This window comes from Vibrio alginolyticus NBRC 15630 = ATCC 17749 (assembly GCF_000354175.2).
Taxonomy (GTDB): domain Bacteria; phylum Pseudomonadota; class Gammaproteobacteria; order Enterobacterales; family Vibrionaceae; genus Vibrio; species Vibrio alginolyticus.
The window spans coordinates 160,311-182,541 of record NC_022359.1; the positions used below are offsets into that span (position 1 = coordinate 160,311).

Sequence of the window (22,231 nt, forward strand, 5' to 3'; positions counted from 1 at the left end):
AAAACAGAAACGAAAAAACGAGCCAACAGTGGCTCGTTTTTTATTGCTCTTCAACCCGATAATTTGACGAGCAAGCTAGCTAACTTGGTGAACGTACTCGATCACGACTTGGTTTCCGTCGATGAACACGTTACTGATATCGCCATCCACCGTCACACGATTTTGTAAATAAACGGTACCAGATGCAGATAGATCACGCTCCGTCAAAGACGGAATCACCTGACCAGGACGTACATGTAGCTGCTCGCATAGCTGTTTTACAAAACCTAGCGTCAGTGGAGAATTACCACGTAACAAGCCAGAAAACTCGTGTAGACTCAAACCAAGGCGCTTCGCCATTTCCATTTGAGTGATGTGCATTTTGGCTTTTTGTGACATCCAGATGTCGTAGAGCGCGTTTCGATCCAGCTCTGTAAATTCCATATCTGCCTCCGCTAATTCAAGAGCCAATACACTCTCACACTTACTTAAGATAAATGTTAGCGATAAGTCAGAGAAGTTATAATTGATCGTCCAAATATCAACCCTCAATCATTGGTAGCGTACCTCTGAACATGCATGAAGCGGTCGCTCAACAGAACATTGAGGTGACTCTCTTGTCATCGGAAGGAAAAGTCCATCTCGGACGGTTTAGACATAAGTAAATGATTTAAAGGAAATCACTGGGGTGAAGGAGTAATATCTGCTACCTTTCCTTCCATGGTTCACTAGAAATAAGTTACATATGCCACAGTGGTTTACCGAATTACAAAGCTACATTGAAACGTCTCATCAAAATTGGAGTGGGAGCGTCCTTTTCATTACGCTCGCTAGCTTTATAGCTTGGATAGCTTGGCGGCTGATCCGCTCTCGCCTCGCTGCGCTCGTAGAGAAAACACCCTTCCACTGGGATGACATGTTGCTTGATGCGCTAAAAGCGCCAGTCAGTACACTCATTTGGTGTTGGCCAGCAACCGTCTCTATCGGCATCATATTAGAGAGCGAGCTCAACGATAAAATAAACTGGTTAAGTACGCTGAAACTGATTTTAATCATCAGCATCTTCGTATGGACCGTTATGCGGCTCATTACCAATGTTGAAGAGCATGTTCTCGAACAAAAGAACCGAGATGAAACAACAGTACAAGCGATAGCTAAGGTCGCGCGCCTGTTCTTTATTACCGTCGGAATTCTAACCGTAATGCAGGCATTTGGTCTGTCACTATCGGGCCTACTTACCTTCGGTGGTGTTGGTGGTTTGATCGTCGGTTTAGCGGCGAAGGATTTGCTGTCTAACTTTTTTGGAGGTCTTATGATCTACTTCGATCGTCCATTTAAAGTTGGCGATTGGATCCGTTCTCCAGACCGACAAATAGAGGGGACGGTAGAACGCATTGGCTGGCGTATGACCATTATCCGAACTTTCGATAAGCGTCCACTGTATGTGCCAAACTCAGTGTTTAGCAGCATTGTCGTAGAAAACCCATCTCGCATGCTGAACCGACGCATCTACGAAAAAATTGGACTTCGTTACGACGATGCAGAAAAAATGCCGCAAATTATCACCGCGGTAAAAGAAATGCTGAAAAATCACAAAGACATTGATGCACGCCAAACACTTATCGTCAACTTCGATACATTCGGTCCATCATCGTTGCACTTCTTTATCTATACCTTTACTAAAACCGTGAATTGGGTGAGATACCATGAGGTTAAGCAGGACATACTGCTTAAGGTAATCAACATCATTAAAGAACACGATGCAGATATCGCGTTCCCTACTCAGACGCTTAAGCTTGATCCTATACAAATGGTAAAAGCGGAAGAGCAAGAAGATCACGGCTTCTAGTTCTCACCAATACCCAAATAATCAAGCCCGCTGTGTTTAAGCGGGCTTTTTATTTTTCTTCGCATGAAGTGGTTATTGTTGCGTTAACACCATACGTGCATTCAGCGGTTGGATTGGGCGATTGTTTTTCCCCATGACTTCCGAAAAAGATTTTATCTGCTCAGGAGAAATAGTTTGTGCTTCTTTCATCACCAACCAACGCACACCTTCAGAGCATGGTGGTGTCGTTAGTGAGCCGTTAAAGCGGTAGTAGTCTTTATCACTTGGGATAAGGGCATCCGCATCAAATGGAACCTTGATGGTAACATCTTGATCTTTAGTTGGAATGTTAGCTAGCATCTTAGCTAGATCTGGGTTCGCGCCACCCAGTTTAAAGAACACCGCGACAACAGCTAGATGACCTACTTTGTCGGCATGCACAAAGTGTACTTCTAGTGGGTATTCTTTACCGTCCACATGGTTTTCAGATGGCGTATGGAAGTGGAACTGTTTCAACGTAAACTCTTTACCATCAATGGTGAGTGTGTTTTTGCCTTCTAAACCAATCTGTAAAGTGTGACCGTTGTTCAGCAGTGAAATTGCCTTACCTTCGTAGTCGAAATTCAATTTTTCTAGCTTCGCTTCGGTCGCCGATTCAATGTTGATTGGGCTCTGGTTTTGACCTTTCGCGCACTCAGATGCAAACTCACCCCAATGAGCTGGCCCATGGTTTCCCTCGTAGCCCCAGCTTGCTGCATAAGCTGTTCCTGTAAATACCAGTGCCAAACCTAATGTTGTTAGTGACTTCTTCATCATTTTCCTTATTTCTGAAAGTTAAATTCCGTGAGAATAAAGCCATACTAATCTCACAAAATTAAGCAGTGACAGAGTGAAAACTATGATTACAAAAGATTTTTGGAATAGAAGCCTCTAATGATGTAATTGACATGATGCTCAAAATTGAACGTCAACGATTATTGAGTCGGTGTAAGTACCAGCAGGAGGGGTCGTTTGGCTGGTTAGTATCTGCGCGCGATAATTATAATTCTGTGGCGTGATACCATCCGGAATGGAGCCGCCAGTATCGACGTCACTGTGTTCACGACGTTCAGAACTGGTGCCTCCCCAGCGCTCCATCGTTGATGACTTATAGATTTCATACTCCAAATAGTGACCACTAAAAATCATTCGCCGCTGACCGCCGGACGCATTTAGGCCGTCATTCAAGCCAATGGAGAAGGAACTATTCTTGGTACAAGTTAACGATATAACCTGACTGACTGGCTCAAAACCGGCCACTAATGGGGACGAACCAAAATCAATATCTGGCGCCGTGATCATACAATCAGGGGTCACTTCCAACTCAACCGTAATCACGCTTTGAGCGCTGCCATTGGTGCGGCCAATGCATACCCCTAGAACCCCGATCCCCTTACAGTAATCCCAAATCCAGGATACGGTGATTTGGTCTTTATAAGTCCCAGCGGAAAGATTACTACCCACTCCCGTCCGAGCATAAAGCGGAAACTCAGCTTGAGTGCCAAACAACCCGAGTAAATCGAGTAACCCGATTTCAAAAAAATTGTAAGTTTGGCCGAATACATACTCTTGTGAAAGACCTGGATCGCCAAAAATCTGATAGCTGAGCTCCGAACTCGGATCATCCTCATTTAATAGCAAACCATTATTTATGCTGTTAAACGTTGCTGATACGTAGTCGCCACTTAACAAAGACACAAGTGTAGAAAAGTCACACGTAATCCCCGCATGAGGCTGAGCTGAGCTTTGCTGCTGAGAGCTTGAAACAGTAAACGAAGAAACATTGCCAAACAAGATTAAAGGTGCTGCCGCCGTGAGCTGACAAGCCATTGTCGAGCACGAGAAAAAGAGAAGTAGGCTAGCAAACCAGCTGCGCAAAATCATAGTGCGGTCTCTTCTTCGGCTTTGATACAAACCTGCTCAGGCAATGTTTGTATTTTTTGACTGTCACGCTGATACAACCCCTCAATAAACACTTTACATGGCGACTGTCCTTGAGGATAAAACTGAATATAGCGGCCTGGGTCAACGCCTTCAAAGTACGTAAAACCATCCCAACCAATTTGGCTTGTTAAGCCCGTTTCTGAGCGGCCATATGTACCAATCGGAAGGAACAAATGATTTTCGTCTACCACCGTCATGCTCAGTGCAATTTGTAGCTCTATTGGGAACTCTAACAGGTAGCCGTAGCCCGAATGTATCGAAGCAAACTGCTCTGTTGCAGAAAACGCAGCATTGGCAGGTAAATTAAGTGGATCGATTTCATATTTGGCGGTGTAATACGCCGTAGCCCAAGGAACAAGTAAGTAACCTTCATCATCTGTCACTCCGACAATTTGATTTTCATATTTAACCGGAATACCTTCAAAACCACTGGTGCTCACCACAGCGAAGCTGTCATACACTTCATTCGCTGGGAATATTTCTCCATCCAACGTAGAGACTGAACCTGCCATTTCCGCAAAATAATCATAGTCGCCACTGGTGCCATTTAACCCCGCTCTGAACTGCGCCCATGACGCACGGTAGGTCAAATCGGCCTGTTTACGGTTTTCTGGGTGTTCGTTAATATCATGCGCTAAATTGACGCCCCATCCACCTCGTATTGGCGCAAGGCGGCTGTAACCCACTCGCCCTCGCACATCGCCATCGTCCTCTCTTTTCAGCGTTAGCCCCGAACTTCCCCCCAAAGAACTGAAAGGTAGAGAGAATTGCGCCAACGTAACACTCTGACCACCAATACTATGGTTGTAAGAAAGGGACATATTGATATTAAAAGGCAGAGCGTAGCTATAAGTAAGGTTTAGGGTACGTGAATCTGAGTCGGATTGTTGAATATCAAAGTACCCACCAGAAAGTGAGCCCCAATCTCCCAAACGGACTCCCATATTGATTTGTGATAGATGGCGCGACGCGAGTGAAGCGTCCTTGCCTTCATCGAGCATTTCATAATTTGGTAAATGAGATAAGGTATAAAAGTCGGCTTGTTCTACTTGAGTTCGAGCAGCGAAGCTAAACAGCCGAGACTGATAACTATAACCTAGCGCATATGAGGTAGATTGATCCTGAAAATTACTCACACGAAACGAGGCATCCACCGTACCCAAGTTGAAAGCATTGGTGACAAAGCCCAGCCCCGCAACGATCAGGTCATCTTTTGCTTCAGCTTGAGCTTCTAATGTTAACCAATCAGTCATGCCATGACGCAGAGCGGTAACCACGCCACCGTCTCCATAGTCGTTAGATGCATTACCGAAATTTTCTCTGATCGCACCAATACTCGCACTGTAAGATGTAAATCCGGTCTTGAGTAGATCGGAAGAGAGAAAAAATGGGCTGGTCATGACCGTTTGCTTACCCTGAGCATCCGTTGCAATTACCGTTGCTTCCCCAGCACCAGAGAGCATTGGAATATCGTTAATAATGAAAGGACCGGGACCAACATTCATTGAGTCAGTTTTAAAGCCATTGATAAACAAATCTAACGTAGTGGGCGCTGTGACTTCACCGTAAAATGCAGGTAACGGCGTCGTCACGACATCCGGACGCATAGAGAAATCATGCGACAACTGAATACCCGCCAGTCTTACTGGTTGGCTCCAAGATAAAGGGCGAACAATATAGTCCCCTACCTCCATACGAATTCGCTTCTCTTGATTGACGTACTCGTAACTCGTATCAAAACGAGTGTACTGGCTGCTTTGCTGGGACTGAACATCGCGATGAAAGTTAGATTTAAATATCCCGGTAGTAGAAAAAACGCCAAACTCAGAAAAGGCTCTGACTTCATGATTTATAGAAACCTCCTTTTGTCGGCTTTCGTTCTCGTACACACCAAATACGTTGTAGTTAAGCAGGCCACCACGCCCAAACTGAGCCGGGGAAAATCGCCCCATATCCTGCGCTGATAAATTCTGCATCGGTAACCAATTAGGCGGTACGTCAATTGCGAGTTGCAATGACGATTGCAAGTAACGCACGTTAACACCTGGGATAGACGTAACCTCAAGTCTCTCTTCGGTTCCAGGCAACGACTTGGCGGTAACCCCAACTGAAATGAGGTCCTCCCGGAGCAAAAAGAACTGATCGCCAACTCGCTCAACTTTCGCAACAAGCCCGGTTGCTCTTTGATTGATCACCAACTCCAGATTGAGGCTAATATTCTCAAACTTTTCTAATGAGAAATTTTCAGGACTCGGTAGCTCAGAGAAGTGGTTTGCTGAATTTGCACAAAGACCAATACTGCTCCACGTTACGCTAAGTAATACCAACCAAAAGAAAGCATTCATTGTATTAAATCTATTCATTATTGCTTCAATGGTATTTGGTAACGTTTACCTCCAATATTCGCGCTCAAACTCAAGGGTCTGACATTACTATGGGGAATAGACCAAACCTTATACTGTTCAGGAAGAATATAGCCAGCTAGTCCATCGGAAATAACGACAGGATCTTTATTTGGTAGATTCAACTGTAAATTCACTAAGCGAACATGGTGTTTTCCTGAATTTTTAATGTGAACAAAACGCTGATTATTTTTCTTAATAAACTGTGCCTGTAAATCATCCCATAATTCACTGTCACGGTTTGGTTTTTGAGTATCAGTCAGCCCTTTCCCGTAAATAAACAAAGGTATCGAGTAACGCATTCGGACTTTTACAGCGAGTTCATTTTCCGTCAATTCTGTTTGAGGGTTTTGAGTTGGCGGTAATTCATCTATGATCACTCGGTATGCATACTCCTTACCCGCAGAGGCCTCATCTTGGTTGATGATGCGGATTAACTGCTTTTCACCTGGTTCAATTTTGACAAACGGAGGGGTTGCAATTAACTGGCTTTGACTTGAATAACTATCTTCTCCTTCGTTTTGTTCCCACTTAAAAATTCTCACCTGTAAATAAGAATCAACACTGCCTTTATTTACCATCCAAAGTGATGTTGCATTACTCTCCTCTGATATTTTGGGGTAAATCGGCCAAATTAATAATGAGTTAGCATTGGCATTTGAGAAAAAAACAAAAAGGAAGGTTATTAATAATAGTTTTTTGAGTATGAATTCCATTTCACCCCTCCAAAGTTCACTTACCACTCTAATGTCAGCGTCAGCGTATCCATATAAATTCCAGCCATTTCATTCCCATTTATTGTCGCCTTTGCCCAGATAGGAAACTGAATATTATCTGGGTCTTGGTCGGTATCGACGGAATATTGCGTGTCAATATCAAGCACCTGCGTGTAATTTAGATCCTGGAACAAAAAGTAATCTACCGTTGTCGCTTCTTCACTGTGCTTTAGCTTACGTACACCATCCGATGCATTCATCCCGCCATTTACGGAAACATTCATCGTAATACCCGGAGTACAGCTTAATGTGAGTGATGAACTGTAAGTGATGCTGCCTTGTACTTCCGTCGCGTAAACTGAAGAATGCTCACCAAAATCTAACGTGCCTATTTGCCCGGCTTGGGTTGCGCTTTCTTCTTGTACTGCGCCGTTAATCAAACAACCTGTATCTACGGTGGCAGACACCTGAAAAGTTTGTGTCGCATCAGCCAGCACAGTTAAAGAGCACAAACTCATCGCGACAAGTGAAAAGTCCCTAAAAACCAGCGTCACGTTTTACCAGCTTAGCGTCACACTGATGGTATCGGAGTATGTGCCGGCAATGCTGCTCGTACCGTAAGCTTTCGCAAAAAGCTCAATAGTTTGCGATGTTGCACTAGTAAATTCAGACAGAGCTACCGTCCCGCCTTGTATAATTTGTGTGCTTCGGTCTGAGTCGGTAAACAACGTATAATCAATAAATTGCGCGCCATTTGACATCGCGTAGGTACCAACGGTCGCACTTGCATCATACAATCCGGTGCCCAATGTAAACGTCGGTGTCACACCGTTACTACAAAGCACTTCAATACCCGTCGCACTACCACCATTTACCACACCATCTTGTTCACTGAAGATTGCAGGCACGTCTCCAAAGGCAAGTGAGCCAAAGCCAACGCCAGAAGCTGCATCTACCGCATTATTTCCATTAATCACACAACCTTGTACAAGGTTAATTGAAACATCAATCGTACCGCTCACTGACGCTCCATTCGCTTGCCAACTAAATGAGGTTAAGAGCAGAGGCATCATCAGATAAAATCTTTTCATATAAAGCTCCATTTTTACATTCCACTGTATATCGGTAACCTTTTTATTAGTTATAGCTCAATTATGACAAACCAAATGCATATAAAATGTAAAACAATAAAAAGAAGCAGGATAAGGATAAAGACGAACAGCAAATAAAAACATTAAACTTAAAAATGACGATTTTTAAGCATGTAATGCTAAAAAATAACCACTAAAAACAAATGGTTATTATCTTATTCCAAATACAGAATCGACAATGAGTTAGAAGGTAGGGTGAAGTTGAGTGGAAAAAATCTAAAAAAAGTAGCAGAACGATACGAGAAGTTTAGAAAAGATTGGCGACCATTTCTTCCCGAAACAAAAATCTTCATGAAACAAAAATGCGCCCCAAAAAGGAGCGCATTTCTTACTTGAATAAGTTATTCCCAATCAAGAATAACTTTGCCTGACATACCGCTGCGCATTACATCGAAGCCTTCTTGGAAGTCATCAATCTTGTAGTGGTGCGTGATGATTGGCGATAGATCCAGACCAGATTGGATCAGTGAAGCCATCTTGTACCAAGTTTCGAACATTTCGCGACCGTAGATACCTTTGATCACCAAGCCTTTGAAGATAACTTGGTTCCAGTCGATACCCATGTCTGACGGTGGAATACCGAGTAGTGCAATGCGACCACCGTGGTTCATTGTGGTTAGCATTGAGTTGAATGCTGCTGGGTTACCAGACATTTCTAGACCAACGTCGAAGCCTTCTGTCATGCCTAGCTCAGCCATTACGTCTTCTAGCTTCTCTTCAGCCACGTTTACTGCGCGTGTTACACCCATCTTACGAGCAAGTTCTAGACGGTATTCGTTCACGTCTGTGATCACTACGTGGCGAGCACCAACGTGTTTAGCAACCGCTGCTGCCATGATACCGATTGGACCAGCACCTGTGATAAGCACGTCTTCACCTACTAGGTCGAAAGAAAGTGCTGTGTGTACTGCGTTACCAAACGGGTCAAAGATAGACGCTAGATCGTCAGAGATGCCTTCAGGGATCTTGAACGCGTTGAACGCTGGGATAACTAGGTATTCTGCGAATGCACCTTCGCGGTTAACGCCCACACCAATCGTGTTACGGCATAGGTGAGTACGGCCGCCACGACAGTTACGACAATGACCACACGTGATGTGACCTTCGCCAGATACGCGGTCACCGATTTCAAAGCCACGAACTTCCTGACCAATCGCAACCACTTCACCCACGTATTCGTGACCAACAACCATAGGCACTGGAATGGTTTTTTGTGACCATTCGTCCCAGTTGTAGATGTGTACGTCTGTACCACAGATAGCGGTTTTCTTAATTTTGATCAGAATGTCGTTATGGCCAACTTCAGGTTTATCAACCTCAGTCATCCAGATGCCTTCTTCAGGCTTTAGCTTTGATAATGCTTTAATTTTCATAATGTAACCTTAATTAAAGGCCCTATTGTCTAAGGCCTAGAATCTTAAATAAGACCCATGTCCTTACCAACTTGGATGAACGCGTCGATTGCACGGTCTAGTTGCTCGCGAGAGTGCGCCGCAGACATTTGAGTACGGATACGTGCTTGACCTTTTGGTACTACAGGGAATGAGAAGCCGATTACGTAGATGCCTTTCTCCAGCGCACGCTCTGCAAATTCTGCTGCTACTTTTGCGTCGCCAAGCATGATTGGGATGATTGCGTGGTCAGCACCACCCATTGTGAAACCAGCGTCTTCCATACGAGTACGGAAGTGTGCTGCGTTTTCCCATAGACGATCACGTAGGTCACCGCTCTCTTCTAGTAGATCTAGAACGCGGATAGAAGCGCTTACGATTGCTGGTGCAACAGAGTTAGAGAATAGGTATGGACGAGAACGCTGACGTAGCCAGTCAATCACTTCCGCTTTACCAGATGTGTAACCGCCTGAAGCGCCGCCCATTGCTTTGCCTAGCGTACCAGTGATGATGTCGATACGGTCAACCACGTTGTGGTGCTCGTGCGTACCTGCACCTGTTTTGCCCATGAAGCCAACAGCGTGAGAGTCATCAACCATAGTCAATGCGCCGTACTTCTCTGCTAGGTCACAGATAGCCGGAAGGTTTGCTACTACGCCGTCCATTGAGAACACACCGTCCGTTACGATAAGAATGTGGCGAGCACCTGCTTCTTTCGCAGCGATCAGTTGTTGCTCTAGCTCTTCCATGTTGTTGTTTGAGTAGCGGAAACGCATCGCTTTACATAGACGAACACCATCGATGATTGACGCGTGGTTTAAAGCGTCAGAGATGATTGCGTCTTCTTTGCCTAGAATAGTTTCAAATAGGCCCGCGTTTGCATCGAAACATGATGTGTAAAGAATCGTATCTTCTTTACCTAGGAACTTAGAAAGCTTCTGCTCAAGCTCTTTGTGGATGTCTTGCGTACCACAGATAAAACGTACTGAAGCCATACCAAAGCCGTGCTCGTCCATGCCTGCTTTACCCGCTTCGATAAGTGCCGGGTGGTTAGCAAGACCAAGGTAGTTGTTCGCACAGAAGTTTAGTACTTCTTCACCAGTAGAGATTTTAACAGCCGCTTGCTGTTGAGACGTAATGACACGCTCTGATTTGTAAAGGCCTTCCGCCTTTACTTCTTCGATTTGCTGCTGAATCTGTTGGTAGAATGCAGAAGACATTTGAAATTCCTTCCTAGTTATTTTGGCGAGTATTTACTCGTTTAGAATTAGGTTGAGCCTTTATGTGACGGGCGTCACGGGCTATCACTCATCAATTAATTGTAGTGTAATTCAAGGAAGGAGGAAGGATTATACCTTAAGGTGGAAAAGCATTAATGAATCCGAGGCACAAATTCAATTAATGCTTTTCTATGAGGTTGTTATAAAAGGAATTATAGCCAGGTAGGCTTAGCCAAAAGTGCTTCAAAGTCCTTAGCAGGTAATGGTCGGCTATAGTGGAAACCTTGTCCGAACTCACAGTTTAGGTTTTTCAGGTAATCCACATGACGCTGTTCTTCGATGCCTTCTGCGACGATCTTAAGATCCAGCGCTTTCGCCATTGCTATGATTACGTTCACAAGCTCGCGGTCTGAGTCGTTCTCGAACATATTTTGCATAAAGCTACGATCAATCTTTAAGCGGTCGAACGGAAACTTCTGCAAGTAACTCAGCGCAGAATAACCAGTACCAAAATCATCAATAGTAAGTTTGGTGCCTAACGCTCGTAAGTTATTAAGCATGTCTAATAGCTCAGAATCGTGATTGAAGAGGAGACTTTCTGTCACTTCAATATCGAACTTATCTGACGGAAGACCAGACTCCTCAAGGCTGTGTTTAATAAACGTAAGTAAGCGCTCGCAGTACCTAAATTGAACACTAGAAAAGTTTACAGAAACAAACAACGGAGTCAGACTCTGCCATTGTGCCGCTTGTCGACACGCTTGTTGAATAGCAAACTCACCAATTTGATGAATTAAACCATTTTTCTCTGCAATAGAGATAAACTCTTCAGGGTTTACAAATCCGTACTTGTCATCATTCCAACGCATTAGCGCTTCTGCACCTACGATTTTACCACTACTCAGCTCAATAATTGGCTGATAATACAGCTCTAATAACTGATTGGAGATCGCACTTCTCAGACGATTTTCCAGATCCAAATAGCGTTGCAAATCTTGGTTCATATTATGGTTATAAAAACAAAAGCCATCACGCCCATCTTGTTTCGCCCGATACATTGCCATATCAGCACATGCAAGGAGCTGCTCAGCGTTGTCTCCGTCATCCGGGAACACAGACATTCCGACGCTGCTACTCAAGAAGAATTCATGGTTGTTCCAAACAAACGGATCGTTAAACGCCGAAAGTACACTTGAAGCAACTCGCTTTGCAGTATCATTATCAGGCAAATCAGGGATGACGAGTAAAAACTCATCCCCACCAATTCTCGCCAATAAGTCTGTTTTTCTCGCGACTTGATACAGTCGCTGAGCACTGAGTTTAAGGATTTCATCCCCAACAAAGTGTCCCATTGAATCGTTAATCTGCTTGAAGTGGTCTAAGTCGATGAACATCACCAAAACTTTAGACCCACTACGCGATGCCCTAATTAACTCCAAAGCCAATCGCTCGGAACCATAACTACGATTAGGCAAATTAGTTAATGTGTCATATTTAGCTTGGAAGGCGAGTTCTTTTTCAGACGCTTTTCGACGTTCAATTTCGTTCGTTAATTTTTTATTCTGTTGAGAAAGAATATCTTTACGCTTTTTTTCTTCCTCAAGCTTAATTTTCAATTCAATCCTATTATTGTTCGTGATGAATGCATAACATAAAGCAATGACGATCATAACGGCCAGAATACTCAAACCAATAATAAAGAGCCGTGATGTAAATATATCTCGTTCACTCAAAGGCTCGAACCACGCCATCAATTTAAAGTGATGTTTATCCACAGGCACTTCAAAGTAAATTTTTCCGTCTACAGCCTCAGAAACGAAATAGTTCTCATCCTTATTGTGAGAAGGTGTTTTATTTATGGTATCCCATACAACCATTTCCACGTCTTTTATTTTTAGCACCATTCGGCTATAACTATCTTCGTGTTCTTGGTTAGTAAGTTGGTCAATAACAATATTCTTATTAAGATCGGCAATTAAAAAAGCAACAGGCTTTCCGGAGAACTTAACTTGCTTAATGACTTGAATGCGAACGTCATCATTGTATCGCGTCGCACAAACCTCTTCGGGATGCCCGTGTTGAGTCATTAAGGTTTGTATGTCCATTTTGTGCTCGGCAAGGTTTTCAGATCCAGTGGTGACAATGGTGACTCCATCACTGCCTACCAGCGTGAGCTTCTTATAGATTTGGCTGCTATTAATTAGCTTACTGTCTATCTTCTCATCGAAGCGACGCTTTAAATTAATTAGACTGGCTCCTAAGCCATACTCCATTGACATGCCAGAAGCTAAATTACCAAAGAATGTTTGTATTGTTTTATCTGTAGCTAGATTATCAACATCTTCACTCGCTATGGTAAATAAATTATCGAGTGTGCTTGCATAACTTTTTACTTTTAAATCTAGTTCTCTGTATTGAGATTCTTTTAACTTATTTTGACCTACGCTAGTCACAGTAATAAGCATAGCTAAGTAAATTGAAACTAATATTGCGCTTATTGTAATAAATCTTTTACTGGAAAATTTTTTAACGGCCTTATTCATCGGAGTTTCTTTTTATCTTCTATAAAGTAATCGTTATAAAAGTAGTAAATAGATGGATAGTATTTTTTTACTAGTTTTTCGTATGAACCGTCTTGTTTTATCGAGTCTAAATAACGATCAAATGCTTTGCGTAATTCAGGGGAATTTTTACGGAATGCAACAGCCATTTTTTGATTCTCAGATATAGGGCCAATGACTTTTATTTCACCCGGCCATTTTTCGAGGGCAATTAGCGTATCCGCAACATCTAATAATGTGCTTTCCGCATCATTTTTCATTATCGCTGGAACCATCTCATTAAGGAGACGCGCCCCATCAGGTAATATAACTTTTGCACCTGTGTCATATAAGTCATAAAGGTTAGGATCCAAGCAAGAATGTTCTAAAGCTAACACTTCGCGACCATCGATCAGCTGCTTGACGTTTTTAACATCTTCATCGACCGACCCACTTGGTTTAATCGGGCTCAGACTAGAGTCGGATCTGGAAACCAACCATACACCTGAAGGAAAATAATCTTGTGAAAAATCGACAACCTCAGAACGCCAATCAAGAATAGTAACGCCATTTGCGATCAAATCGCCTTCAATTGGAACACTTTCTCCGACAACAGCCTGCTTGTTGTGATATTGCACATTTTGCCCTGTCAACTTACCAACCACGTCGCTCCACTGTGCTGGAACATACTGGTACTGAACACCTAACGACTTGGCAAAACCTTTTATTATCTCTACATCCAAGCCAGTCAAAGTTTCCACTTCACCTTGTTCAATATAGGAGACAAAGTTAGCGTACGGGACACCAATGTGACGCAGTACACCGCGTTCACGGATTTGTTGTAAATCGTCTGACCAAGCGGCAGACGACGCAACAGAGGTAACCATGAGCGCCACCGTCGCTAAAGTTCTTTTGAATGTTATGACTGACATAATAATATCCTTACCTTTCACAAAGCGCCCAATAATGGGCGCTTGAGTGATAAACAACGATGTTAGAACGACGAGTAATACAAATTCGTCATCGCCACTACGAGCCCTTCCACATCTTGTTCGTCATGGAACAAATGCGTAGAGATACGCAGCGCGTAAGTATCAAAGTCATCATCCTTATGCAGCTTAAAGCTAGTCGTACGGATGATGTAACCATACTCTTCACGTAAACGATCTCGGAATTCCGTCAATATCTCTTCATTAGTTACATCGGAGAACGGGTTAACCGTCGTTAAGCCACTGGTTAAGCCTTCCACGTTTGGTGAATACATTTTGGCTTGTGGTAAGTACTCTTGAAGCAAGGTTTTACATAAACTACCAAGGCTTACAACTCGCTCTTCGATACGGTCTCGACCAATCTCATCCCACATTTTGCAACTATCAACTAGTGCTTGTTTCGCAGGATAGTTATCGTTACCAATGTATTGCATTTGCAGCTGTTTACCCAGGTAATCAGCATGAGAAAGTGAGGAGTTGATCAACCATAACGGGTTCTCTCGGTCGCTCCAATACTCATTCAAACGGTTACCGTTATCACGAACATACAGAATACCTGTCGCGCCCGGACCACACTGCCACTTATGACCAGATCCTGCATAGAAATCACAATCCATATCGTGGAAATCAAGGTCAAACATACCGACCGTATGCGCGCCATCAACAAGAGTAGGCACGCCATACTCTTTTGCTAAAGCACAAATGGCTTTGGCTGGTAGCGCGGTTCCTGTTTTGTATGTGATATGAGAGAAAACAATTAGGCGAACGTTTTGATTCGCATCAAGCGCGTCTTGGAACGCTTGAATGTAATCTTGCTCAGAAACGTTTTCAGTACCAGTAAATACTGGTAGTTGAATTTCTACCACATCCACACCAAAACGATGTTTCGCTACGTTCATAGGTGATGTTGCAGCAATATGTTCATGGTGTGTCGTTAGAATCACATCACCTGGTTCAAAGTGTAAGCCATTAATGATCGAGCATAAGCCATCAGTAGTGTTGCGGCTGAGAATGATCTCTTCTGGGTTAGCACCAAAACCTGGTGCGACGTCTTTAACCATCTCTGAAACATAAGGCCAAGAGCCAAATTTGCCTTTCATATCCCAAGGATATTTAGCCACCAGCTTGTTGTTATGCTCGTAATCTTCAAGAACATGTTTTGGCATTGAACCTGTTGTACCAATGTTCATGTAAGTGGTTCGTTTGTCCAAAACGAACTGTCTTCGCACTTTACGCCAGAAGCGCTTATCGTGTTTTCTACCTAGCCCGCGGCTGCTCCAATCAATTTTCTGTTCTCGTGCTTGAGCTACGCCTGAGAAAGCGGAAGCACTCACACCAGCAACAACAGCTCCTGTTGCGCCTTTCAGAAAATTACGGCGGCTGCTATTAGTCTGAATAGATTCCTTGTCTTTCATCTTTTTCAATCCTTGTCGGAAATTAGCCATATTATTAATTTTAAGTGCGTAACTATCTGTTACTAAAACATTATTACCCATTACAATCAGAGTTTAATTTTTTCCTCTGCCATTAAGTGACTTTAGTTCCAATTTTTTATCTTATTTGATGATATAAGCAACAGTTTGACCACAAATCTATAAACAACAATGTTCACATTAATATATTCGTTAATTTGACTATTCTTTATTGCGGACAATTCCACCAAATTCTTTATAAAACAATTATGAGCTTTGTTATAAAGTCATTAAAAATTTAACTTTGCGTTAATTTAAAAATATTCAGGCTATTTTAAGATTGGCGTCTATTCTTTTTATATCTTAACGATCTCAATATGTTAAGACTAAATAAGAGAAAGCTGATTTCGGATCGAGATATCAGTTTAAGACCATAAAGTGATACACATCACTCTATGACATAAACTCACCGCTCAACAGACATAAGTAAAACAGGTTTTCACTAATATGTGCTTGAGCGTACACGCTAAAAGAAGGAGGTCCCATGTTAAAAGGATTGCTATGCATTTCAGTTGCATCCGCTCTTGTCGCCGCCCCTAACGCGCTAGCAAAAACGGTAGAAATGACTGCTCTCAACACCAATGAGAGCGCGGGTACCATTGAGATTTCACAAAGTGATTATGGCGTTGTTTTTACGCCTCAATTATCAGGTTTGTCAGCAGGTGTGCACGGTTTCCATGTTCACACTAATCCATCTTGCGATAGCATAGAAAAGGATGACAAAACCGTATTAGGCGGCGCAGCAGGTGGCCATTATGATCCTAACAACACAGGGAAGCATGGCTATCCTTGGACCAATGACAATCATTTAGGCGACTTGCCTCCACTCTATGTGGACATGGACGGCAATGCCAATCAGCCCGTTGTCGCGCCTCGCCTAAAATTATCGGATTTAAAAGGTCGAGCGTTAATGATCCATGCAGGTGGTGACAATCACTCCGATCACCCAAGTAAGCTAGGTGGTGGCGGCGCTCGCGTCGTATGTGGTGTTATTGAATAAACATTAACTTATGTCTCACACTTCTCTTTAGATTGCGAGAAGTGTGAACTTCTGTTGATACTGAGAGGAGGTTGCATTGGTCTCAAGGTAGCTGTGGTGAAGCATTAAGATCGATTGGACAATCTTCGTCCCGATCCCCAAAGAACCGCCCTCCGCTTCTTTCTCGATGTGATTGACGAAGGTAAAATGGATACGCGACTTATCCTCACTCAAATGCGCTTGGCAATGCACTTCTGAACCGATTGGGCTGTGGCGCAATGCATTTTCAAGCAGGTTCAATACCAATCGCTCCAATAGCCCCTTGTCACCCACGGTTTGGATTTCGCTATCGATATCCACTTTCAATACCACTTCTTTACGAGAAAACTGGCTCTGCATCGTTTCAGCACATTCTGCCATCAAAGCGCCCAGATCTACGGGGCGGTACTCGTAATTTGGCATTGGAGCTTCTTTGCGTGCGGCGTCTAATAAAGAATGCAGTTGAGTTGAGAGCTTCTCACAATTTCGGAAAGCAACGTCAATCAAAGGATCGGATTCCGGATGTTGCAAACGCCACGTTTCCAAATAGCCCAGCACGCTCGATAACGGCGTTTTTAAATCATGACTAAGCTGCAACAAGCTTTGACGACGATGAGACGATTGATACTCCAACTGTAAAAACTGTTGCTGAATGTGCTTCGCCATCATCTGATAAGAGTGCGCAATCGGCACGAGCTCCGGCACTTGGTGAGTAAAATCAGGTTGCAGGCGGAAATCATGTTCGGCTTGCTGTTGAAGTTGCTTGGTCACACGCTCAATCGGGTTCAATAGGCTACGTTTCACCAGCACATAAGCCCCAAGAGCAAAGCCTAAAATGGAGACTAAGACCAATCCTGCCAGCGCGATATAAGGAGTATCGACTTGAGCATTGGCAATGGCGTCATGTCGGGTACTGCCAATCACCACGTAGAGATAACCGACCGTAGAGCCTAATTCCTCTATCGCCGCGACAGAAAAGACTTTGTGTTCACCACGATTACGTGGGTCTTCACCCAAAATAGGAAAAGGCTGGTCATTTAAGAATTGCTTAATGGGATTGAGATCCACCTTCCCCATGATCTCCGCCCCTTCCGGTGCTGCATGAGTGGTGATATTGCCTTGGCTATCGAGGAAGTAGATTTCAAAATCAGGGCCGATCAGCATGAGCGTGTGAAAAATCGACTTGAGCGCTTTAGGGTTGTAATCCGTTCCGATCATCAGCGGATTATCATCACGCATGTGGCTGGCTAGCTCTTTATGCAGGCTTTGCTTGGTGCGTAACTCAATGGTTTCTTTTTGCCAATTGTAAGTCAGTGCAATCACCACCGCCGCGAGACAGAACCACAAGCTAGTAAATACCACTAAGCGAGATTTGAAGCTCATCCTATCGCCTCCTTAAACAGCGGTGTTTTTGCAACACCCGTGATGATTGAAAAATGATGGTGAAAACAACTGCCGACTTACTGTCTTGGCTTGATGTTTTGACTTACTTTCTTGCATTAGTGTCTTGGTTGAAACTTATATCCAACACCCCACACGGTTTGGATGAAGTGATGATCAGAATCAGACAACGACAACTTGCTGCGTAAACGATTTATGGTGCTACACACCGTGTGGTGATAACCAGAATGACTGGTGTTCCAAACGTGATCGAGCAATTCATCTTTACTGTAGACTCTGCCCGGACGAGTCGCGAGAAACTGCAGCAAAGTAAACTCTGTCGCGGTGAGCGTGACATCCTTGTCGTTTAAGGATACTTGGTGCAACTCCGGAATGATTCTCAGCGGGCCAAAATCCATCGCATCATCGAGGACTTCATCTGCCACCTTTGCTTCAGCGGTTTGGCTGACTCTGCGCAGCACGTTTCGCACTCGTGCTTGGAATTCTAATACGCTAAATGGCTTGGTGATGTAGTCATCAACGCCCGCTTCTAAGCCGTCTACCTTGTCCATTTCACCGTCTCTGGCTGTCAGCATGAGCACTGGGCTCCAATCTTGTTGCTGACGCAAATAATGGCAAATGTCTAGACCATCACCATCTGGTAAACCTCGGTCAAGGATCAATAAATCAAAGGGTTGTTGCTGGTATTGCGTTTTAGCATCGGCGACATTTGTGGCTCGCGATACTTGGTGTCCTTGAAACTTGAGATGCATCTGAACCAGTTCTGCCAAATCATCGTCATCTTCCACCAACAAGATGTTCGCGACTAAATTGATTGCCTGTTGTTCCATGGTCCTTTCCTTGCCTTCGAGTATCCTCACTTTGCACATGACCGGAACAAATTAGAAATTCTTTCAAAAAAGGTTCCGATGACGCCATGAGGGATAAAGCGCTCTGCTACAAGCGCTTTGGAAAGGAGACGTCATCGGAGCCTGTGTTACTCGACTCGAGTGATGGTGACTTTCGCACCTGGGTTCAAGAAACGATGGTTCGCAGAAAGTGCTGAGTTTGCTAATCCGTCATCTTGGCTAACAACACCCGCATGGAATGCAACAACGTCATTGCTGTCATTACGTGCAGCATTGAAACCCTCACCGCCACCTGCTGGGCCCGGAATGGTTGCAGCAAGCTCATCGTTTAGCTCTGTACCGGAATCCCAAACGTTCATGCTCATTTCGTAGCTTTCACCCACTGCGAGCGATTTGAGCGATAGCCCCGTTTCGCCAACAAAGGCATCGTTGGTATTCACGAACATAGACGCCACAGACAAGTAACCGTAACGACTAGGGTCAACCGTGATGGTGACTTCGTCCGATGCACCCGGCAACACCAATCCATTGCCCGAAATACCTTGGTAAACACTGTCATTGCTGTTCATCAACTCAATCAGCTCAGCGTTACTACCGCCTTCGGCAAGGTGCTCAAGTTCAACAGATGCGGCTTGTCCAATTTCAAACAGTTGGTAGTCACCATTGTGAGTGAGTACAGCGAGCGGAGACATTGGTTGATTCGCAGTCAAGTTCGCCACGTTGACGGTGTAGCGGTACGATTTCACTACGTCATTATCATCATCGCTTGGGCAACCAGCGAGCAAGCCGACTGAAGCTGCTACTAGTAAGATTCTGTATTTCATACATCCCCCTTACTTCACAACGATTGTGATGGTTGCGACTGGGTTTAACCAACGATGGCTACTGCTGTCTAGGTCACTGATGCCGCCAGATGGGTCGCTATCACCAAGGTTACCCGGATGCACGTGAACTTTGTCGTTAGTTACCGTTGCTTCAACGCCTGTGCCGCCAGTACCAAAGGTAATGAAAGGTGGGTTTGGCATGCTAGACGCAAGCTCATCGTTCGCTTCTGTACCAGCATCGTAACTTCTTAGCGTTGCTCGGTATGTACCCGCTTCCGTTGGAATCTTCCAGCTATCTAGACCGACAAAACCGTCATTGGTTGGCAGCAACATCGCGCTCAGAGAAAGATAACCGTGGTCGCCACTATCCAAGGTGAAGGTGGTTGCCACACCTGGGTTCAAAATGCCACCAGCAGGGTTCTCTACCACCGCACCACCAGCGTTACCAATCACACTAGCAAGCCCAGAGATATCACCGCCTTCTGCCATTGCTTCTAGTTCTGGCGTTGATGCTTGACCCGTTCTGAACATTTGAAGATCAGAACCATGTGCGGCAACAATAAGTGGCGTAAAGTAGATGCCTTTGGTTGCGTTTGTCACGGTGATTTCCAATTCCGCCGCATTCACTGATGCAGAGCCTAGTGCCATAGCGACTGAAGTCATGACGAGTCCGAGTTGGGTACGTTTTTTCATTGTGATTCCATCCTTTAATGAGGGTTGAACTACCCAAGCCCATGTGTACGGCTTTACTTCTTTGTTCGTGACTTGAGTAGGTTAAGCATTACGTTTCGAACGTTTTGCGTTCTTGCCTCTAAGAATGACGAGCAAATCTATCAGCAACTTCATCGAATTCTCATAAAATTCTCACAAGTTCTGTTCGAATTCTGTCAACAGCACTTTTTTACTCTTAATCAGCTATTTACACGTCGCGCTTTCCCCTCCTACAATGCGATATTCCCTGTTTAAATAACGATTCTCACCATGATTCATAACGTTCTGTCTGCCTACTATGGCGAAATCTACGGCATCGCTTTTTTCAACCACTACTTGAGCCATTACGCCCAAAGTGAACAACAAACGCTGTGGCAAACCTTGATTAAAGTGGAAGAGCTAACCGCAGAAAAGCTCAAACCTGTACTGCTGACAAATGGCATGGATATCGAAAGTCGACACCAAGAGATGTTGGATAAAGGCTTGGAAGATGCAATCAAATGGATTGGTTTACCATGGCAAGAGTTGGTGGCGACTCTTCTGAAATGGGTAGAACCTTATGAGGTCAAGTATCGAGAGTGGCATGAAGAAGTGAACGCTTCACAGCAGTATTCAATCGCTGAACGAGAAGCTATCGAGTTGATTGCAGACCACGAAACGGCCATTTATCACTGTTGGCAGCAATACCATACTGGTGAATCTGGCTTGCCTGCACTCAATGCATTTTTGGCAAAATATCGTTAAAGCGAGACGGTGACACTTGAACCTCGTGAAACCGTACCAGACAATATCGTTATTCCGCTGCGCAGAACTGAACAATTATGGTTAATCCAAAACTCATAGCCCTACTTCCTGATCTTGCTTCGTTTATCTTAGTGGTAAACGAAGGCAGTTTTACCGCTGCTGCTAAACAACTCGGCGTAACGCCATCGGCTTTAAGTAAGTTGATCACACGGTTGGAACAAGCCCTCTCGGTCAAACTGTTTGAGCGCACGACTCGTAAGTTGATCATCACTCAAGCTGGGCAAAAGGTTTACGACCAAAGCATCGCAATGGTGAATGCCGCGCAGCAAGCCGTTGAGCTATCTGCGGAAGATCATGCTGAGCCAACAGGCGCACTCACAGTAGCAGCCCCTGAAGCATTTCTTAATTCGGTGCTTCAACCGTTTGTGTTGCCATTCCTAGAACGTTATCCAAATATACAGCTTAAGCTGCGCGCAGCAGATGGTGAGATTGATCTTTTCCGCCAAGGTATTGATGTCGCCTTTAAGCTCACCGACAAACCCGATGAGAATCTGGTCCTCAAAGAGATCAGCAAGACCAATCTTGTTTTGTGTGCTTCTCCAGATTACCTAGCCAAACATGGTATGCCTGAGCACCCAACCGAGCTTGAGCAGCACGACTGCATTTACCTTGCCGAGAACGACAAAGACAACATCTGGTCATTCTTTAAAGAAGAAGCGTTCCACTCCATTGCCGTGAGTGGACGCTACGCCGTCAACCATTCTCAAATGCGCTTGAACGGGGTTAAGTCTGGCTTGGGAATTGGGATCTTCCATGACTTCGTGATCAAAGACGCATTAGAGCAAGGTGAAGTGGTGGAGGTTCTGCCGGATTGGATGATCAAGAGTAACTACCACGGCGCTATCGCGATGCAGTATGCACAAACTAAATACATGCCTGCTCGTCTGCGCGTGTTTATCGACTTCGTTAAGGAGCATTTAGTCTCCGACGATACTAACCATGCTTGAAGAGGCT

20 protein-coding genes are annotated in these 22,231 nt (G+C 44.3%); 4 read left to right on the forward strand and 16 right to left on the reverse strand.

The features are described 5' to 3' along the window. Window positions 1–75: 75 nt before the first annotated feature. On the reverse strand, window positions 76–423 hold the full coding sequence (locus tag N646_RS16005; RefSeq protein ID WP_005375109.1) for a helix-turn-helix domain-containing protein: 348 nt from the start codon (window positions 421–423) through the stop codon (window positions 76–78). A 301-nt stretch (window positions 424–724) separates the two neighbouring features. Between N646_RS16005 and N646_RS16010 the strand changes: the two genes are divergently transcribed. Further along, a complete protein-coding gene (locus N646_RS16010; protein WP_005375107.1) occupies window positions 725–1,828 on the forward strand; it encodes a mechanosensitive ion channel family protein in 1,104 nt (367 codons plus the stop codon). A 72-nt stretch (window positions 1,829–1,900) separates the two neighbouring features. Here the strand turns inward: N646_RS16010 and N646_RS16015 are convergent, their stop codons facing one another. The 11 genes from N646_RS16015 to N646_RS16065 form a co-directional block, all read right to left on the reverse strand. Beyond that, entirely contained in the window at window positions 1,901–2,620 is a 720-nt protein-coding gene (locus N646_RS16015) for a carbonic anhydrase (RefSeq protein ID WP_017820518.1), read from the reverse strand. 141 nt (window positions 2,621–2,761) lie between these two features. Further along, complete coding sequence (locus N646_RS16020) at window positions 2,762–3,730, reverse strand: Csu type fimbrial protein (protein ID WP_017820519.1); 969 nt, start codon at window positions 3,728–3,730, stop codon at window positions 2,762–2,764. Continuing rightward, window positions 3,727–6,153: a fimbria/pilus outer membrane usher protein gene (locus N646_RS16025; RefSeq protein WP_021707595.1), complete on the reverse strand. Its 2,427-nt coding sequence runs from the start codon at window positions 6,151–6,153 to the stop codon at window positions 3,727–3,729. The genes N646_RS16020 and N646_RS16025 overlap by 4 nt, the downstream gene beginning before the upstream one ends. After that, window positions 6,153–6,908, reverse strand: a complete 756-nt coding sequence (locus N646_RS16030) for a fimbrial biogenesis chaperone (RefSeq protein ID WP_005375103.1) — start codon at window positions 6,906–6,908, stop codon at window positions 6,153–6,155. Before N646_RS16030 ends, N646_RS16025 begins: the two co-directional genes overlap by 1 nt. 20 nt (window positions 6,909–6,928) lie before the next feature. Beyond that, a complete protein-coding gene (locus N646_RS16035; protein WP_021035865.1) occupies window positions 6,929–7,462 on the reverse strand; it encodes a Csu type fimbrial protein in 534 nt (177 codons plus the stop codon). Between the two features lie 3 nt (window positions 7,463–7,465). Beyond that, on the reverse strand, window positions 7,466–7,999 hold the full coding sequence (locus tag N646_RS16040; protein WP_017635494.1) for a Csu type fimbrial protein: 534 nt from the start codon (window positions 7,997–7,999) through the stop codon (window positions 7,466–7,468). Window positions 8,000–8,400: 401 nt separating this feature from the next. Then, window positions 8,401–9,432, reverse strand: a complete 1,032-nt coding sequence (tdh, locus tag N646_RS16045) for an L-threonine 3-dehydrogenase (protein ID WP_005383983.1) — start codon at window positions 9,430–9,432, stop codon at window positions 8,401–8,403. Window positions 9,433–9,476: 44 nt separating this feature from the next. Further along, window positions 9,477–10,670 carry a glycine C-acetyltransferase gene (locus N646_RS16050; RefSeq protein WP_005375095.1) on the reverse strand — a complete coding sequence of 398 codons (1,194 nt, stop codon included), beginning with the start codon at window positions 10,668–10,670 and terminating at the stop codon, window positions 9,477–9,479. A 212-nt stretch (window positions 10,671–10,882) separates the two neighbouring features. Then, window positions 10,883–13,213, reverse strand: coding sequence for a putative bifunctional diguanylate cyclase/phosphodiesterase (locus tag N646_RS16055; protein ID WP_005375094.1), 2,331 nt, complete (start codon window positions 13,211–13,213; stop codon window positions 10,883–10,885). Beyond that, complete coding sequence (locus N646_RS16060) at window positions 13,210–14,142, reverse strand: transporter substrate-binding domain-containing protein (protein ID WP_017820522.1); 933 nt, start codon at window positions 14,140–14,142, stop codon at window positions 13,210–13,212. The genes N646_RS16055 and N646_RS16060 overlap by 4 nt, the downstream gene beginning before the upstream one ends. A 62-nt stretch (window positions 14,143–14,204) precedes the next feature. Continuing rightward, window positions 14,205–15,614: an aminotransferase class V-fold PLP-dependent enzyme gene (locus N646_RS16065; protein WP_017820523.1), complete on the reverse strand. Its 1,410-nt coding sequence runs from the start codon at window positions 15,612–15,614 to the stop codon at window positions 14,205–14,207. 541 nt (window positions 15,615–16,155) lie between these two features. Here N646_RS16065 and N646_RS16070 point away from each other — a divergent pair. Next, the gene (locus N646_RS16070; protein WP_005383991.1) at window positions 16,156–16,671 is read left to right on the forward strand and encodes a superoxide dismutase family protein; all 516 of its coding nucleotides are present in this window, start codon (window positions 16,156–16,158) and stop codon (window positions 16,669–16,671) included. A 27-nt stretch (window positions 16,672–16,698) separates the two neighbouring features. On the opposite strand, the gene N646_RS16075 is transcribed toward N646_RS16070, so the two are convergent. The 4 genes from N646_RS16075 to N646_RS16090 form a co-directional block, all read right to left on the reverse strand. Continuing rightward, entirely contained in the window at window positions 16,699–18,072 is a 1,374-nt protein-coding gene (locus N646_RS16075) for a sensor histidine kinase (protein WP_017820524.1), read from the reverse strand. Between the two features lie 116 nt (window positions 18,073–18,188). Continuing rightward, on the reverse strand, window positions 18,189–18,920 hold the full coding sequence (locus tag N646_RS16080; protein WP_017820525.1) for a response regulator transcription factor: 732 nt from the start codon (window positions 18,918–18,920) through the stop codon (window positions 18,189–18,191). A 146-nt stretch (window positions 18,921–19,066) separates the two neighbouring features. After that, window positions 19,067–19,762: a spondin domain-containing protein gene (locus N646_RS16085; RefSeq protein ID WP_005383999.1), complete on the reverse strand. Its 696-nt coding sequence runs from the start codon at window positions 19,760–19,762 to the stop codon at window positions 19,067–19,069. Window positions 19,763–19,771: 9 nt separating this feature from the next. After that, on the reverse strand, window positions 19,772–20,455 hold the full coding sequence (locus N646_RS16090) for a spondin domain-containing protein (RefSeq protein ID WP_017820526.1): 684 nt from the start codon (window positions 20,453–20,455) through the stop codon (window positions 19,772–19,774). 288 nt (window positions 20,456–20,743) lie between these two features. Here N646_RS16090 and N646_RS16095 point away from each other — a divergent pair, with 288 nt between their 5' ends. After that, entirely contained in the window at window positions 20,744–21,217 is a 474-nt protein-coding gene (locus N646_RS16095) for a hypothetical protein (RefSeq protein WP_017820527.1), read from the forward strand. A 77-nt stretch (window positions 21,218–21,294) separates the two neighbouring features. Next, a complete protein-coding gene (locus tag N646_RS16100; protein ID WP_005384005.1) occupies window positions 21,295–22,224 on the forward strand; it encodes a LysR family transcriptional regulator in 930 nt (309 codons plus the stop codon). Window positions 22,225–22,231: the final 7 nt, after the last annotated feature.

What these genes read in the sequence shown, in the direction of transcription:
- N646_RS16030 (WP_005375103.1), bottom strand. Translation starts at nt 6,908, where the DNA reads ATGGAATTCATACTCAAAAAACTATTATTAATAACCTTCCTTTTTGTT.
- N646_RS16065 (WP_017820523.1), bottom strand. Translation starts at nt 15,614, where the DNA reads ATGAAAGACAAGGAATCTATTCAGACTAATAGCAGCCGCCGTAATTTT.
- N646_RS16095 (WP_017820527.1), top strand. Translation starts at nt 20,744, where the DNA reads ATGATTCATAACGTTCTGTCTGCCTACTATGGCGAAATCTACGGCATC.
- N646_RS16080 (WP_017820525.1), bottom strand. Translation starts at nt 18,920, where the DNA reads ATGGAACAACAGGCAATCAATTTAGTCGCGAACATCTTGTTGGTGGAA.
- N646_RS16005 (WP_005375109.1), bottom strand. Translation starts at nt 423, where the DNA reads ATGGAATTTACAGAGCTGGATCGAAACGCGCTCTACGACATCTGGATG.
- N646_RS16060 (WP_017820522.1), bottom strand. Translation starts at nt 14,142, where the DNA reads ATGTCAGTCATAACATTCAAAAGAACTTTAGCGACGGTGGCGCTCATG.
- N646_RS16085 (WP_005383999.1), bottom strand. Translation starts at nt 19,762, where the DNA reads ATGAAATACAGAATCTTACTAGTAGCAGCTTCAGTCGGCTTGCTCGCT.
- N646_RS16100 (WP_005384005.1), top strand. Translation starts at nt 21,295, where the DNA reads ATGGTTAATCCAAAACTCATAGCCCTACTTCCTGATCTTGCTTCGTTT.
- N646_RS16090 (WP_017820526.1), bottom strand. Translation starts at nt 20,455, where the DNA reads ATGAAAAAACGTACCCAACTCGGACTCGTCATGACTTCAGTCGCTATG.
- tdh (WP_005383983.1), bottom strand. Translation starts at nt 9,432, where the DNA reads ATGAAAATTAAAGCATTATCAAAGCTAAAGCCTGAAGAAGGCATCTGG.
- N646_RS16070 (WP_005383991.1), top strand. Translation starts at nt 16,156, where the DNA reads ATGTTAAAAGGATTGCTATGCATTTCAGTTGCATCCGCTCTTGTCGCC.
- N646_RS16055 (WP_005375094.1), bottom strand. Translation starts at nt 13,213, where the DNA reads ATGAATAAGGCCGTTAAAAAATTTTCCAGTAAAAGATTTATTACAATA.
- N646_RS16025 (WP_021707595.1), bottom strand. Translation starts at nt 6,153, where the DNA reads ATGAATAGATTTAATACAATGAATGCTTTCTTTTGGTTGGTATTACTT.
- N646_RS16040 (WP_017635494.1), bottom strand. Translation starts at nt 7,999, where the DNA reads ATGAAAAGATTTTATCTGATGATGCCTCTGCTCTTAACCTCATTTAGT.
- N646_RS16015 (WP_017820518.1), bottom strand. Translation starts at nt 2,620, where the DNA reads ATGAAGAAGTCACTAACAACATTAGGTTTGGCACTGGTATTTACAGGA.
- N646_RS16050 (WP_005375095.1), bottom strand. Translation starts at nt 10,670, where the DNA reads ATGTCTTCTGCATTCTACCAACAGATTCAGCAGCAAATCGAAGAAGTA.
- N646_RS16075 (WP_017820524.1), bottom strand. Translation starts at nt 18,072, where the DNA reads ATGAGCTTCAAATCTCGCTTAGTGGTATTTACTAGCTTGTGGTTCTGT.
- N646_RS16010 (WP_005375107.1), top strand. Translation starts at nt 725, where the DNA reads ATGCCACAGTGGTTTACCGAATTACAAAGCTACATTGAAACGTCTCAT.
- N646_RS16020 (WP_017820519.1), bottom strand. Translation starts at nt 3,730, where the DNA reads ATGATTTTGCGCAGCTGGTTTGCTAGCCTACTTCTCTTTTTCTCGTGC.